Below are 13,857 nucleotides of genomic sequence, written 5' to 3' on the forward strand. Positions count from 1 at the left end.
CCACCGTCAATAGGTCTGGACCAATTGACGCGATGTCACTGGCGCGCATATTCGAGCACGTGTTCGGTTCTGGGGTTAGGGTGGAGGCATGTACGCAGTCCAAGGCCTTCAGGCTTCCCTCTTCGACCAGGGCGACGAGATCCGGCCCGGCCCGCTGGAGGACGTGCGGCGGACCGAGCTCGGCGCCGGGGCGTGGGTCGACCACCTCCCCGGCTGGCTGACCGGCGCCGACGCGCTCTTCGAGCGGCTGGCCGCCGACGTGCCCTGGCACGCCGAGCGGCGGCAGATGTACGAGCGCGAGGTGGAGGTGCCCCGACTGCTCGCCTTCTACGCGGACGGCGAGGCCCTCCCGCATCCCGCCCTCACCGAGGCCCGTTCCGCGCTCACCCGCCACTACGCGGCCGAGCTCGGTGAGCCCTTCACCACCGCAGGGCTGTGCCTCTACCGCGACGGCCGCGACAGCGTCGCCTGGCACGGGGACCGGACCGGCCGCTCCTCGACCGAGGACACCATGGTCGCGATCCTCTCGGTGGGTGACCCGCGCGACCTGACTCTGCGCCCCCGCGACGGCGGCGCCACCCTGCTGCGCCTTCCGCTCGGCCACGGCGACCTCGTCGTCATGGGCGGCTCCTGCCAGCGCACCATGGAGCACGCCGTACCCAAGTCGGCGCGTGCCGTCGGGCCCCGGATCAGCGTCCAGTTCCGTACCCGGGGCGTGCGCTGACCGCGGTTGCGGGGCCGGGGCCGGGGGAGGGCGGCCGGGCCGGAGCGCATGGATCCGTCCGGGACCTGCAGCGTGAGCTGAAGGCGCGGGGCAGTTCGCCCGCCGTCACGCGGCGCCGGGGTCCTTCCCCGGGCGGACCGCGGTGGCCGCCGCCTGCAGGGAGCGCAGGGCCAGCAGCAGGACGCCGATGTCGTCCAGGTACACCGGGTCCGGGACCAGGTCCACGGGGGAGATCGTGTACACCACGGCGACCCAGAAGAGGGCCTTGTCGCGCAGCGGGATCCCCGAGTCGAGGAGCAGCCGGCGCGCCTTGAAGACGCGTACAAGCAGCACCGCGGCGGCCACCGCGAGCCCGACCGCGAAGACCGCGGCCAGTACGAGCCAGGCCTTTCCGTCCATGACGCCCCTCATACCCCGATGCCGGCCCCTGCTACCGCACGAGGCTACGCGCCCTGCGCGCGCAATCGCCGGCCGACCTCGCCCAGCCCGTCGGCGAGCGCGTCGAGCTGCGCCGGCGTCAGGACGTCCACGAGGATCTCCCGGACCGTGGCCACGTGCCCGGGCGCGGCTTCGTCCAGCTTGGCGGCGCCCGCGTCGGTAAGGACGGCGAAGACCCCGCGGACGTCGGAGGGGCAGCTGCGGCGCCGGACCAGGCCGGCCTTCTCCATCTGGGTGACCTGGTAGGTCAGCCCGCTCTTGGAGTTGATCAGCCCGTTGGCGAGGTCGGTCATCCGCAGCTCACGGTCGGGGGCCGCGGCCAGTCGTACGAGGATCTCGTACTGCGGGTGCGAGAGCCCGGAGTCGTCCTTGAGCTGCTGGTCGAGGCGGCGGTTCACCAGCGCCGACGCCGCCAGGAACCCGCTCCAGGCGCGCATCTCACGGTCGTCCAGCCATCTCGTTTCAGCCATGGCGCCACCTTACACGGGTTGTTCGAATTTGAATCAGTGGCTAGGGTCTGTGGCTGCGGTTCGAATTTGAACAACCTGCCCCCCGGAAGGATCCCCCCATGACCAGCCCCTCCACCACCGCGAAGCCGCAGGCCACCGCCACCGCCGGCGCCGCCGCGCTCCCCGCGGCCCTCTCCACCCCCGGCCACGACGTCGGCCTGCTGATCCTGCGCCTCGTCCTCGGGCTGACCATGGCCGCCCACGGAGCCCAGAAGCTCTTCGGCTGGTTCGGGGGCGGCGGCATCAGCGGCACCGGGCAGTTCTTCACCGCCAGCGGCTACCCCGCCGGCGACGCCATGGCCGTCCTCGCCGGCCTGACCGAGACCCTCGGCGGGCTCGGCCTCGCCGTCGGGCTGCTCACCCCGCTCGCCGGCGCGGCCGTCGTCGGCACCCTCATCAACGCCGTCGCCGTCCACGGCGCCGGATCCTTCTTCGCCCCGAAGGGCATCGAGTACGAACTGCTCCTCATCGCGGCCGCCGCGGCCCTCGCCCTCACCGGCCCCGGCCGGTACGCCGTCGACCGCTTCCTGCCCGTCCTGCGCGCCCACCGGCTCGCCCACGGAGCCCTCGCCGTGGCCCTCGGCGTCGTCCTCGCGGGCGCGCTGCTCCTCGTGCGCGGCTAGTGCACCGGCAGGGTGTCCGGGGTCCGCCCTGATTGATCCCGGGCATTTGGGGGAAGAGCGCACAAATGACACAACCCATCGAAGATTACGCACTCATCGGCGACCTCATGACCAGCGCACTGGTCGGCCGCGACGGGTCCATCGACTGGCTGTGCCTGCCGCGCTTCGACTCCGCCGCCTGCTTCGCGAAACTCCTCGGCGAGGAGGAGAACGGCCACTGGCGCCTCGCCCCCCTCGGCGCCGCCGACGGCGAACGGTGCACCCGCAGGGCCTACGTGGACGGCTCGCTGGTCCTGGAGTCGTACTGGGAGACGGACACCGGCACCGTCAAGGTCATCGACTTCATGCCGCAGCGCGAGGTCGCACCCGACGTGGTCCGCATCGTCGAGGGGGTCTCCGGCCGGGTCAGGATGCGCAGCACCCTGCGCCTGCGCTTCGACTACGGCCACGTCGTCCCCTGGGTCCGCCGCAGCGACGGCGACGGCGACCGCGTCGCCGTCGCCGGACCGGACTCCGTCTGGTTCCGCAGCGAACCCCCGGTCCGCACCTGGGGCGAGGAGAACAGCACCCGCTCCCAGTTTCCGATCGCCGCCGGGCAGCGCGTCGCCTTCGTGCTCACCTGGCACCCCTCGCACCAGCCCCGACCCGAGCCCCTCGACCCGTACGCCGCCCTGGACCAGAGTCTCGCCGACTGGCGGGAGTGGACCGCCCAGTGCCGCTACGAAGGCCCCTACCGGGAAGCGGTCACCCGCTCCCTGATCACCCTCAAGGCCCTCACCTACGCCCCGACCGGCGGCATCGCCGCCGCGGCCACCAGCTCCCTGCCGGAGGAGATCGGCGGGGTCCGCAACTGGGACTACCGCTACTGCTGGCTGCGCGACTCCACCCTCACCCTCGGCTCGCTCATCGCGACCGGCTTCCTCGACGAGGCCCGCGCCTGGCGCGCGTGGCTGCTGCGCGCGGTCGCGGGCGACCCCGCCGACCTCCAGATCATGTACGGACTCGCGGGCGAGCGCCGGATCCCGGAGGCAGAGCTGCCGTGGCTGCGCGGCTACGCCCGCTCCGCACCCGTCCGGGTCGGCAACGCCGCCGTCGACCAGCTCCAGCTCGACGTGTACGGGGAGGTCATGGACTCCCTCCACCTGGCCAGGTCCGCCGGGCTGCCCGCCGAGCGCCACTCCTGGCGCATCCAGCTCGCCCTCCTCGACTTCCTGGAGCGCAACTGGCACCGCCCCGACGAAGGGCTGTGGGAAGTGCGCGGCCCGCGCCGCCACTTCGTGCACTCCAAGGTGATGGCCTGGGTCGCCGCGGACCGGGCCGTGCAGACCCTGGAGCACGACCCCTCGCTCGACGGCGACGTGGAGCGCTTCCGGGCCATGCGCGAAGCGGTGCACGGCGACGTGTGCGAGAACGGCTACGACGCCGAGCGCGGCACCTTCACCCAGCACTACGGCTCGCGTGAACTCGACGCGGCGACCCTGCTGATCCCCAGGGTCGGCTTCCTGCCGCCCGACGATCCGCGCGTCATCGGGACGGTGGACGCCGTGCGCGCGGAGCTCGGCAGCAGCGGGCTGGTCCGCCGCTACAGCACCGAGGGGCCGGCCGTCGACGGACTGCCCGGCGACGAAGGGGCCTTCCTGGCCTGCTCGTTCTGGCTGGTCGACGCCCTGCACATGACGGGCCGGGAGGAGGAGGCCCGTACCCTCTTCGAGCGGCTGCTGGCGGTACGCAACGACGTGGGCCTGCTCGCCGAGGAGTACGACCCCGTCGCCGGACGCCAACTCGGCAACTACCCGCAGGCGTTCAGCCACGTCGGACTGGTCAACACCGCGCTCACGCTGGGCGGCGCCGACACCCTGGACACGCCCCGCGCACGTGGGCCGCGTGCCCCTGAACGAGGTGCACGCGGCCCGCGGAGGTGAAGCGGAACCGGCTACGCGACCGGGCCCTGCCCGTCCTCCGGGATGCTGACCAGCCAGCGCGTGTCCTGGCGCGGGCGCAGGTACAGCGCCCAGTACAGCGTGGCGACGGCGGTGATCCCGCCCGTCAACAGCAGGTCCTGGGTCTCCTGCTGGGTCAGGATGTACGCGAACACGAGGATCAGCACGATCGGCACGGCAGGCCACAGCGGCATCCGCCACGCGGCCGCCTGCCCGTGCGCCCCGCGCCGGCTGAACAGGGCGGCGATCGCGACGAGCAGGTACATGCCGGTCACGGAGACGCCGGTGACCCCGTACAGGGTGTCGAGATTGACGAAGCAGAGCGCCGCACCCGGTACGCCGACGATCAGGGTGGCCACCCACGGGGAGCCGAAACGGCCCAGCTTGGACAGCGCGTTGTTCACCGGCATCGGCCAGGCCCGGTCGCGGGCGGAGGCGAACAGCACGCGGGAGTTCTGGATGACCATGACGATGCCCGCGTTGACGATGGCGAGGGCCACGCAGAGGCTGACGAAGGTGCCGACGGCCGAGTTGGACCAGGCGGTCACCATCGAGCCGAGGTCACCGGCGGCCAGCGCCTCCAGGTCGGGGGAGCCCATGGTGATGGCGATGACCGGGACCAGGATGACGGCGGTGGAGATGGTGAGGGTGAGGAGCACGGTGCGGGCCACGTTGCGCTTCGGGTTCTCCAGCTCCTCCGAGAGGTAGACGGCCGTCGAGAACCCCTGGGTGACGAACAGGGCGATGGCGAGCCCGGAGACGACCATCATCGCGGTGACCGCGGACGTGCCGCCGCCCTCGGCCGCGACCGCGCCGTCCACGAGCGCGCCGACACCGCGCTCGCTGTGCGCGAAGCCCAGTACGGCGACGAGCGCCGCGGCGACCACTTCGAGCACCAGGAACACACCGGTGATCCAGGCGTTGGCCCGCAGGTCGAGGAGACCGGCGAGGGTGGCGAGCAGCATCACGGCGCCGCCGGCGACCGGCGCCGGTATCTCGACCACCGGCGCCAGGTAGTCCGCCGTGCCCATGGCGATCACGGGCGGCACGATCATGACGACCAGCAGGGACATGACGAACACCAGCCAGCCGGCGAGCCGGCCGGCCAGCGTGGAGACCATCGCGTACTCGCCGCCGGCGCTGGGGATGAGCGTCCCGAGCTCCGAGTAGCAGAACGCGACGCCGATGCAGAGCAGCGAGCCGATCGCGATGGTCAGGGCCGTCCAGGTGCCGAGACCGGCGAACAGGTCGGGCACGACGACGAAGAGGGTCGAGGCGGGCGTCACGCACGAGAGCGTGAGCAGAGTGCCGCCCACGACGCCGATGGAACGCTTGAGCTTCTGCGGGGCGGCCCCGGAGATGGGGGAGGAAGCCTGTGGTGCGCTGATCGTGTCAGTCATCGGTGCGGTGTTCCGATCGGCAGGTGCGGGGAAATGAGCGCGGGAGCGGTATCGCCTCCGAGGCGGTGGTGAGCAGGTGGTTCCGTGGCTCCCGGGCCGACATGCAATCCCCGCGAGATCCGCAGGTCAAGAGCTGTTCACCTGCGGATTCCATCGTCTCGGGCCCCGCTGGGCACCGGCTGTGGGGTAAAGGCCGTGTTAAGACTGCACGAGAGGCGGGTGCGATAACCGCAGCGCACCCGCCGAAGAATTTCCCCCTGTTCACCGGACGGCGCCCGCATGCCGGACACCCCGTCAGCGGGGTTGTCCGGCATGCGGCATCCGACCCGTTGCGGTCAGTGCCCTCGCCATCGGCCGCGCGGCCACCGCCGAGGGCGAGACCACGCACAACATGCCGTTCCCGGTCACCCCCGAGATGGTCGCGGACGCCCTGCTCGCAGGGGACGCGTACGCGCGCGCCACCGCCGGCAAGGCCGCCTGAGGCAGGATCAGGCGTCCCCGCCGGTGCGGGACGCCAGCAACAGGGCGATGTCGTCCGGCCGGTCGGTGGAGCTGCCCGCCTCACCGATCAGCCGGTCGGCGGTCTCGGTCAGCGGGGACGGACTCGCCGAGGCCAGCGCCGCACGCAGCCGCTCCACGCCGACGTCGATGTCGGTGCCCGGCTTCTCCACCAGCCCGTCCGTGTACAGGGCCAGCACCGAGCCCACCGGCAGGTGCAGCTCCGTGACCGGGTACGAGGCCTTCGGATCGATGCCGAGCACCACCCCGCCCGCCAAATCCAGCACCTCCGTCCGGCCGTCGGGATGGCGCAGCAGCGGCTGGGGGTGCCCGGCCCGCACGGCCCGCGCGGCGCCCGACGCCGGGTCGAGCAACACGTAGCAGCAGCTGGCGAACTGGCCCGGGTCCAGGTCGATGAGCAGCCGGTTGGTGCCGCTCATCACCTCCTGCAGGGTGCTGCCGCTCAAGGCGAAGGCCCGTACCGCACTGCGGAGTTGGCCCATCGTCGCGGCGGCCGCCACCCCGTGGCCCTGGACGTCCCCGATGATCAGCGCCAGCCACCCCCCGTCGGTCTCGATCACGTCGTACCAGTCGCCGCCGACGTCCATGCCGACCGTGCCCGGGAGGTAGCGGGCCACCGTGTCCACGTGCTCGCGCACCGGCAGCCGGTGAGGCAGCAGCGCCGACTGGAGCCCCCGGGCGCGCGCCGCCTCGTTGTCGTACCGCTTCGCCCGTTCCAGGGCCTGCGCGATCAGCCCGGCCAGCGCGGTCAGCACCGTACGCTCCTCCGGGCTGAAGCCGCGCGGCGCGTCGAAGCCGAGGATGCAGGAGCCCACGGGCCTGCCGGAGGCGATCAGCGGCAGGAAGGCGCGGGCGCCGACGTGCGCGTCCAGGGAGATCCCCGGGTAGGCGGCGGCCAGTTTCTCCATCGACTCGAAGAACAGCGGCCGCCCCGAGGTCAGCGTCTGCACGCCGGGCAGCTCCGTGTCGAGCGAGACTCCGTCGAACCGGTCGAGGAAGCCCCGCGGGAAACCGGTCTCCCAGGCGAGGTACAGGTGCCGTTCGTCGAGCAGGTAGATCGCCAGCTGGCGGCCGCCGAAGGCCGGCAGCAGCTCGTCGGTGACCACCGCCGACACCTGGCGGGCCGTGACGGCCTCCGTCAGCGCGATCGCCAGCGCCACCGGCCGGTACAGGGCCGAGGCCCGGTCGGCCACCGAGCCGAGGCCCGTACCCGGCTGCGCCACCGAATCCGGAGCGTATTCGGGCTGCTCGGCGGCGCCGATCAGCACGGTCACCCCGTCGGAACCGGGGTACAGGTCCACCGACAGCCACTCCCGGGGCCGGTGGCGGCCGCGCCGGACCGGGAAGTGGACCGCCTCGTCGGAGAGGAAGACGGCCCGGAAGTGGTCCTGGTAGGCGCGATGCCCGAGCCAGGGCGCCGCCTTCCACAGCACCTGCCCCAGCAGTCGGTCCTCGCCGAGGCCGAACAGCGTCCCGGCGGCCGCGTTCGCGAAGCGGATCCTGCCCTGCCGGTCCACGGAGAGCACAGCCTGCGCGAGCCGGTCCACGACGGCCCGGACACCCCCGGCCGGCTCGGGCGGCGGCACGTACACCGGGTCCCCTTCCCAGATCACCGGCGCTCCGGCCGCCGTCAGGGCTGCGAGCTCCCCGGCCAGGGCGGCCGCGGCCTCGCGCATCGCCTCCCGGTCGGCAGCCCCGACCGGGACCCCGGGGGTGGCCGGGCGCAGCACCATCAGCACTCCGAACCGCTTGGACCCGGCGGTGACGGGCTCGTACAGGGAGCCGAAGGGGAAGGGCAGCCCTGCCACCTGCTGTGGGAAGCGGCGCATGGACTCCTCCGCGTCCGGCAGGTGCACGGCCTGCCCGGAGCGGTACGCCTCCGCCACCGGGTAGGGGCGGTTCACCTGCAGCCGCCACCACGGTCGGAACAGCCGCCCCGGCAGGCCCAGGAGCACGGCCAGCAGCAGTTCCTCCGTGTGTGAGCGCAGGTAGACCCCGCCCGCGTACCCGCCGACGGCCTCCACGGCACTCGCCGTGGCACGCGCGAGCGCCTCGGCCGTGGCATCGGGGGCCGGTCCGGAGCTGTCCCCTGTCGCCGTCACACGGCCAGGATGCGCCCTCGGCGGCAGCCGCCGCACCCCGGGAGGGCATCCCGCCGTCCACGCCCCAGCCCCGTACGGGACCAGCGGCGATAGGCCGACCGCATCCCTCGTCCGGGGGACGCGCGGGCATACCGGCCGTCCCCGGCCGCGCCGCAGGGCACCATACGCACGCGTCCCACACCCCGGCGGGCCACCGGAAGGCAAGGCAGACATGCGGTACCAGTACGACACCACCGGCGAGCGCTTCGCCGAGACCAAGAGCACGGCCGCCTTCTCGGCCGCCGACACCCACACCCTCCTCGGCGCCCTCGACGAGCTCGGCGGGGTACGGGGGCTCGACACCCTCGACCTGGCCTGCGGATACGGCGACAACACCAGGCTGCTGGCCCGCGGCGGCGCCCGCCGGACCGTCGGCGTGGACAGCTCGGAGGAGCTGATCAGACTGGCCCGCGAGCACGGCACCGGCGGCCCGGGGCGGCCGGACATCGAGTACCTCGTCGCCGACGCCGCGGGCCTGCCCGACCTCGGCCCCTTCGACCTCGCCACCGCCGTCTACCTGTTCAACCAGGCACCCGACCGCAGCTCCCTGCACGCGATGTTCCGGTCCGTCCGGGCCAATCTGCGCGCCGGCGGCAAGCTCCTCGCCATCGTGCCCAACGCCAGCGCGTTCCCGCACGTGGACTGGTCGCCGTACGGGGTCCGCATCCTCGACCGGCTCCCCGAAGGCGACGCGCCGCTGCTGAAGGCGCACTTCGTCACCGAGCCGCCGGTGCCCTTCGAGTACCGCGAATGGGCCCACGCCGACCTTGCCGAGGCGGCCGTCGAGGCGGGCTTCGCCACCGTCGGCTGGCAGCCGACCCGGACCCCGCCGGCCGACCCCGTACGGGACGAGGCGTACTGGACGGCGTACCGGGCCTGGCCGGTCAGCTCCCTGATGACCTGCACGGCGTAGCGGTCAGAGCTCCGCCGTGGCCCGGATCAGCCGCACGATCCGCTCCCGCGCCGCCCGCCCCTCCGGCAACGGCATCAGCGGGTACCCGTGCGGCAGCCCCGCCTCCTCGTGGAACTCCACGTCCACCCCGGCCGCGAGCGCCCGGGTCAGCAGCTCCCTGCTGTCCGTGGTCAGCACGTCCCGGGTCCCGGTGAACACCGTCAGCGGCGCCAGCCCCGCGAAGGACCCGTGCAACGGGCTCACCCGCGGATCGTCGGCGGCGAGCATGCCGGCGTACAGCCGACCGGCCTCGCGCAGCCCCGGCCGGGCCAGCATCGGGTCGCCGGCCTCGATCAGCGCCTGGTCGGGGTGGCTCATGGTCACGTCCAGCCAGGGCGAGATCAGCACGATCCGGGAGGGCTGCGCCCCGGTCCGCTCGTGCAGCCGCTGCGCGGCGGCCAGCGCCAGCCCGGCGCCCGCGGAGTCCCCGATCAGCACCGTGCCGCCGGCGCCGCCGCTCGCGATCAGACCGCTGAGCAGGTCGGCGGCGGCCGGTACCGTCCGGTCCGCGGTCCCGCGCGGCGCCAGGATGTACGCCGGTACGACCACCCGCGCCCGGGCCTGCGTGACCAGCTGCCGGATGAACGCCCAATGCGGGCGGACCAGCTCGTTGATGAACCCGCCACCGTGCACGTACAGCACGCGCGCCGCCGGCTCGGTGCCCCGGGGGGACACGTCGTACACCGGCCAGGCTCCGACGAAGGTCCGCGATATCTCGGCGACCCGGCCCAGCGAGCGCGGCGGCAGATGCGACGCGGGCCGCCTGGCGGACTGTGCCACCTGGCTCCGCACCGCCTCGGCGCTCGCGAACCGTCTTCGCCTGCCCGACGCGATCAGCGCCACCGACAGCGCCCTGCTGCGCAGACTCGGCACGCCCCTCACCTCCCCTTTTCCCCGCGCCGTACGTCCGGCCCGGGACCCTGCCCCGTCACCTGAGGAGCATAGGCGTGAAGCTGCGCTGTCGACCCGCTTAAGAAAGTCTCGATGGACTGATCACCGTGCCGATCGGCAGATTGGTGCCGTCACCGACGCCGTCCGGGCCCGCACGCCCGTGGCGCCCCCTTCCGCATGCCTGGAGCCACCCCCATGAAGGCACTCGTCAAGCACAAGGCCGAGCCCGGGCTGTGGCTCATGGACGTTCCCGAGCCCGAGTACGGCCCCGGCGACGTGCTGATCAAGGTGCTGCGCACCGGCATCTGTGGAACCGACCTGCACATCCGCGCCTGGGACGGCTGGGCGCAGGGCGCAGTCAAGACCCCGCTCGTGCTCGGTCACGAGTTCGTCGGCGAGGTCGCTGCGCTCGGCGCGGACGTCCGCGACATCGAGATCGGCGCGCTCGTCAGCGGCGAGGGCCACCTGGTCTGTGGCAAGTGCCGCAATTGCCTGGCCGGCCGCCGTCACCTGTGCCGCAGCACCATCGGGCTCGGGGTCGGCCGGGACGGCGCCTTCGCCGAGTACGTGGTCCTGCCCGCGCAGAACGTCTGGGTGCACCGCACCGCCGTGGACCTGGACGTGGCCGCGATCTTCGATCCCTTCGGCAACGCCGTGCACACGGCGCTGTCCTTCCCGCTGGTCGGCGAGGACGTGCTGATCACCGGCGCCGGCCCGATCGGGATCATGGCGGCGGCCGTGGCCCGGCACGCCGGCGCGCGCAACGTGGTCATCACCGACGTCAGCCCCGAGCGGCTGGAGATCGCCCGCAAGGCGGGCGCCACGCTCGCGGTGAACGTCGCCGAGCGCTCCATCGCCGACGCGCAGGCGCAGCTGGGCCTGCGCGAGGGCTTCGACATCGGCCTGGAGATGTCCGGCCGCGCCGAGGCGATGCGCGACATGATCGACAACATGACGCACGGCGGCCGGATCGCCATGCTGGGCCTGCCCGCGCAGGAGTTCGCGGTGGACTGGGCGAAGGTCGTCACCTCGATGATCACCATCAAGGGCATCTACGGCCGCGAGATGTTCGAGACCTGGTACGCGATGACGGTGCTGCTGGAGGGCGGACTCGACCTCAGCCCGGTCATCACCGGCCGCTACTCGCACCGCGACTTCGAGGCCGCCTTCGACGAGGCGTCCACCGCCCGCAGCGGCAAGATCATCCTGGACTGGACGGCGTAGCAGCCCTCCACCCCACCGAACCACCTCCCTCCGGCCGGGTCCCGCTACCCTCCCCCCTCCGCGGGCCCCGGCCCCCTGGGGGTGTCTTGCCAGCCCCCCTCGGCAGGACACCCCCCTCACCGCCTCCGCCGCACAAGGAGAACCGCAGAATGTTCGAGACCGTCCGCGAAGACCTCCGCACCACCCTCGACGAGATCCGCGCCGCCGGCCTGCACAAGCCCGAGCGCGTCATCGGCACCCCGCAGAACGCCGCGGTCGCCGTCACCTCGGGCGGCGCGGCCGGAGAGGTGCTCAACTTCTGCGCCAACAACTACCTCGGCCTGGCCGACCACCCCGAGGTCGTCGCCGCCGCCAAGGACGCACTGGACCGCTGGGGCTACGGCATGGCCTCCGTCCGCTTCATCTGCGGCACCCAGGAGGTCCACAAGGAGCTGGAAGCGCGCCTGTCGGCCTTCCTCGGCCAGGAGGACACGATCCTCTACTCCTCCTGCTTCGACGCCAACGGCGGCGTCTTCGAGACCCTCCTCGGCGCCGAGGACGCGGTCATCTCCGACGCCCTCAACCACGCCTCGATCATCGACGGCATCCGCCTCTCCAAGGCCCGCCGCTTCCGCTACGCCAACCGCGACATGGCCGAGCTCGAAGCCCGCCTGAAGGAGGCCACCGAGGGCGGCGCCCGCCGCAAGCTCATCGTCACCGACGGCGTCTTCTCCATGGACGGATACGTCGCCCCGCTCGCGGAGATCTGCGACCTGGCGGAGCGCTACGACGCCATGGTCATGGTCGACGACTCGCACGCCGTCGGCTTCGTCGGCCCCGGCGGCCGCGGCACCCCCGAGCTGCACGGGGTCATGGACCGCGTCGACATCATCACCGGCACCCTCGGCAAGGCCCTCGGCGGCGCCTCCGGCGGCTACGTCGCCGCCCGCGCCGAGATCGTGGAGCTGCTGCGCCAGCGCTCGCGCCCGTACCTCTTCTCCAACTCCCTCGCCCCGGTCATCGCGGCGGCCTCGCTGAAGGTCCTCGACCTCCTGGAGTCGGCCGGCGACCTGCGCGAGCACCTCGCGGCCAACACCTCCCTCTTCCGCACGAAGATGACCGAGGCCGGCTTCGAGATCCTGCCCGGCGACCACGCCATCGCCCCCGTCATGATCGGCGACGCTGCGAAGGCGGCCCGGATGGCGGAGCTGCTGCTGGAGCGCGGCGTGTACGTGATCGGCTTCTCGTACCCGGTGGTCCCGATGGGCGCGGCCCGGATCCGCGTGCAGCTCTCGGCGGCCCACTCGACGGCGGACGTGGAGCGCGCGGTGGCGGCCTTCGCGGACGCCCGCGCGGCCCTGGAGGCCGAGGAGGCCTGAGGGACCGGGGAACCCCCCGTGTCCTGAGACAATGGTGGGGTGATCGACCCCCGCCGGCTGCGCATCCTGCGGGCCGTGGCGGACCACCGTACGGTGACCGCCGCGGCCGCAGCCCTCTACCTCACCCCCTCCGCGGTCTCCCAGCAGCTCGCGGCGCTGGAACAGGAGACGGGCCACGCGCTGCTCACCCGCAGCGGCCGGGGCGTCCGGCTCACGGCGGCCGGCGAGATCCTGCTCGGGCACGCCCACGAGGTACTGGCGCAGCTGGAGCGGGCCGAAGCCGAACTCGCCGCCTACGCGGGCGGCTCGGCGGGCGAGGTCACGGTGGCCGCCTTCGCGACGGGTATCGCGGAGGTGCTGGCCCCGGCCATCGCCCGCCTCGCGCTGGAGCACCCGGGAATCCGGCTCCGGGTGCGCGACGCGGAGGGCGACCAGAGCCTGCCGCTGCTGCTGGACGGCGAGGCCGACGTGGCCCTGGCGGTCGAGTACCGCGGCGCGCCGGGCGCGGACGACGGGCGGCTGTCGGTGCTCCCGCTGTACGCGGAACCCTTCGACGCGGTGCTCCCCTCGGGGCATCCGCTGGCCGACCTCCCGGCGGTGTCGCTGGCGGACCTGTCCGACTCGGACTGGGTGGGCCAGTACCCGGGCAATCCGTGCCACGACGTGACGCTGCTGGCCTGCGAACTGGCGGGCTTCCAACCCCGGTTCGTGCACTCCTCCGACGACTTCCGCGCGGTGACCGCGCTGGTGGGCGCGGGGGCGGGGGTCGCCCTGGTCCCGCGCTCCGCACTTCGCGGCATGGACCTCAAGGAGGTCCAGGTCCGCCCGGTGGCCCCGTCAGGCGGCCCCACCTCGGGCCCGGCCGCCACCCGCCGCGTCTTCGCGGCGACCCGCCGCGGGGCGGAGTCCCACCCGCTGATCGCCCCGGTCCTGGCGGCCCTGGTGAGGGAGTCGGAGCGGCTGCCGGAGCACTGAGGGGGCGGGGGCCTCGGGGTTGGGGCGGGGTCCCAGCTGGGTGGATCGACGCCGGACGAGGTCAGCCGCGTAGAGATCCGTGGCGGCCTATGTCCAGCCCAAGACGGGTCGCAGACGCCGTCGTCGAGGAGCACGTAGCGATTCATGGCGCCTGTCGGGGGCC

12 protein-coding genes are annotated in these 13,857 nt (G+C 73.1%); 7 read left to right on the forward strand and 5 right to left on the reverse strand.

Annotated features, from left to right (window positions below; genetic code table 11):
- Window positions 1-88 precede the first annotated feature (88 nt).
- Window positions 89-724: an alpha-ketoglutarate-dependent dioxygenase AlkB gene (locus OG625_RS34325; RefSeq protein WP_329388771.1), complete on the forward strand. Its 636-nt coding sequence runs from the start codon at window positions 89-91 to the stop codon at window positions 722-724.
- Between the two features lie 105 nt (window positions 725-829).
- Here OG625_RS34325 and OG625_RS34330 read toward each other — a convergent pair whose 3' ends face one another.
- Together OG625_RS34330 and OG625_RS34335 are read right to left on the reverse strand one after the other, a co-directional pair.
- On the reverse strand, window positions 830-1,123 hold the full coding sequence (locus OG625_RS34330) for a YkvA family protein (protein WP_329388773.1): 294 nt from the start codon (window positions 1,121-1,123) through the stop codon (window positions 830-832).
- 44 nt (window positions 1,124-1,167) lie between these two features.
- Window positions 1,168-1,632: a MarR family winged helix-turn-helix transcriptional regulator gene (locus OG625_RS34335; protein WP_329388775.1), complete on the reverse strand. Its 465-nt coding sequence runs from the start codon at window positions 1,630-1,632 to the stop codon at window positions 1,168-1,170.
- 98 nt (window positions 1,633-1,730) lie between these two features.
- Between OG625_RS34335 and OG625_RS34340 the strand changes: the two genes are divergently transcribed.
- Both OG625_RS34340 and OG625_RS34345 read left to right on the forward strand, forming a co-directional pair.
- The gene (locus OG625_RS34340) at window positions 1,731-2,294 is read left to right on the forward strand and encodes a DoxX family protein (protein ID WP_329388777.1); all 564 of its coding nucleotides are present in this window, start codon (window positions 1,731-1,733) and stop codon (window positions 2,292-2,294) included.
- 65 nt (window positions 2,295-2,359) lie between these two features.
- Window positions 2,360-4,216, forward strand: coding sequence for a glycoside hydrolase family 15 protein (locus OG625_RS34345; protein WP_329388779.1), 1,857 nt, complete (start codon window positions 2,360-2,362; stop codon window positions 4,214-4,216).
- An 11-nt stretch (window positions 4,217-4,227) separates the two neighbouring features.
- On the opposite strand, the gene OG625_RS34350 is transcribed toward OG625_RS34345, so the two are convergent.
- Both OG625_RS34350 and OG625_RS34355 read right to left on the reverse strand, forming a co-directional pair.
- The gene (locus OG625_RS34350; RefSeq protein ID WP_329388780.1) at window positions 4,228-5,634 is read right to left on the reverse strand and encodes an APC family permease; all 1,407 of its coding nucleotides are present in this window, start codon (window positions 5,632-5,634) and stop codon (window positions 4,228-4,230) included.
- Window positions 5,635-6,122: 488 nt separating this feature from the next.
- Entirely contained in the window at window positions 6,123-8,255 is a 2,133-nt protein-coding gene (locus tag OG625_RS34355) for a SpoIIE family protein phosphatase (RefSeq protein WP_329388782.1), read from the reverse strand.
- A gap of 211 nt (window positions 8,256-8,466) precedes the next feature.
- On the opposite strand from OG625_RS34355, the gene OG625_RS34360 reads away from it, so the two are divergent.
- Window positions 8,467-9,207, forward strand: a complete 741-nt coding sequence (locus tag OG625_RS34360) for a class I SAM-dependent methyltransferase (protein WP_329388784.1) — start codon at window positions 8,467-8,469, stop codon at window positions 9,205-9,207.
- A gap of 3 nt (window positions 9,208-9,210) precedes the next feature.
- On the opposite strand, the gene OG625_RS34365 is transcribed toward OG625_RS34360, so the two are convergent.
- Window positions 9,211-10,119, reverse strand: a complete 909-nt coding sequence (locus OG625_RS34365; protein ID WP_329388786.1) for an alpha/beta hydrolase — start codon at window positions 10,117-10,119, stop codon at window positions 9,211-9,213.
- 213 nt (window positions 10,120-10,332) lie between these two features.
- Here OG625_RS34365 and tdh point away from each other — a divergent pair, with 213 nt between their 5' ends.
- From tdh to OG625_RS34380, 3 genes are all read left to right on the forward strand, one after another.
- A complete protein-coding gene (tdh, locus tag OG625_RS34370; RefSeq protein ID WP_329388787.1) occupies window positions 10,333-11,361 on the forward strand; it encodes an L-threonine 3-dehydrogenase in 1,029 nt (342 codons plus the stop codon).
- 149 nt (window positions 11,362-11,510) lie between these two features.
- Window positions 11,511-12,719: a glycine C-acetyltransferase gene (locus OG625_RS34375; protein ID WP_329388789.1), complete on the forward strand. Its 1,209-nt coding sequence runs from the start codon at window positions 11,511-11,513 to the stop codon at window positions 12,717-12,719.
- 39 nt (window positions 12,720-12,758) lie between these two features.
- Window positions 12,759-13,694, forward strand: coding sequence for a LysR family transcriptional regulator (locus tag OG625_RS34380; protein WP_329388791.1), 936 nt, complete (start codon window positions 12,759-12,761; stop codon window positions 13,692-13,694).
- Window positions 13,695-13,857: the final 163 nt, after the last annotated feature.

This window comes from Streptomyces sp. NBC_01351 (assembly GCF_036237315.1).
Classification (GTDB): domain Bacteria; phylum Actinomycetota; class Actinomycetes; order Streptomycetales; family Streptomycetaceae; genus Streptomyces.

Excerpts from the sequence above, each read along its gene's own strand:
- OG625_RS34360 (WP_329388784.1), top strand. The coding sequence starts at position 8,467 with ATGCGGTACCAGTACGACACCACCGGCGAGCGCTTCGCCGAGACCAAG.
- OG625_RS34325 (WP_329388771.1), top strand. The coding sequence starts at position 89 with ATGTACGCAGTCCAAGGCCTTCAGGCTTCCCTCTTCGACCAGGGCGAC.
- tdh (WP_329388787.1), top strand. The coding sequence starts at position 10,333 with ATGAAGGCACTCGTCAAGCACAAGGCCGAGCCCGGGCTGTGGCTCATG.
- OG625_RS34335 (WP_329388775.1), bottom strand. The coding sequence starts at position 1,632 with ATGGCTGAAACGAGATGGCTGGACGACCGTGAGATGCGCGCCTGGAGC.
- OG625_RS34340 (WP_329388777.1), top strand. The coding sequence starts at position 1,731 with ATGACCAGCCCCTCCACCACCGCGAAGCCGCAGGCCACCGCCACCGCC.
- OG625_RS34350 (WP_329388780.1), bottom strand. The coding sequence starts at position 5,634 with ATGACTGACACGATCAGCGCACCACAGGCTTCCTCCCCCATCTCCGGG.
- OG625_RS34345 (WP_329388779.1), top strand. The coding sequence starts at position 2,360 with ATGACACAACCCATCGAAGATTACGCACTCATCGGCGACCTCATGACC.
- OG625_RS34375 (WP_329388789.1), top strand. The coding sequence starts at position 11,511 with ATGTTCGAGACCGTCCGCGAAGACCTCCGCACCACCCTCGACGAGATC.
- OG625_RS34330 (WP_329388773.1), bottom strand. The coding sequence starts at position 1,123 with ATGGACGGAAAGGCCTGGCTCGTACTGGCCGCGGTCTTCGCGGTCGGG.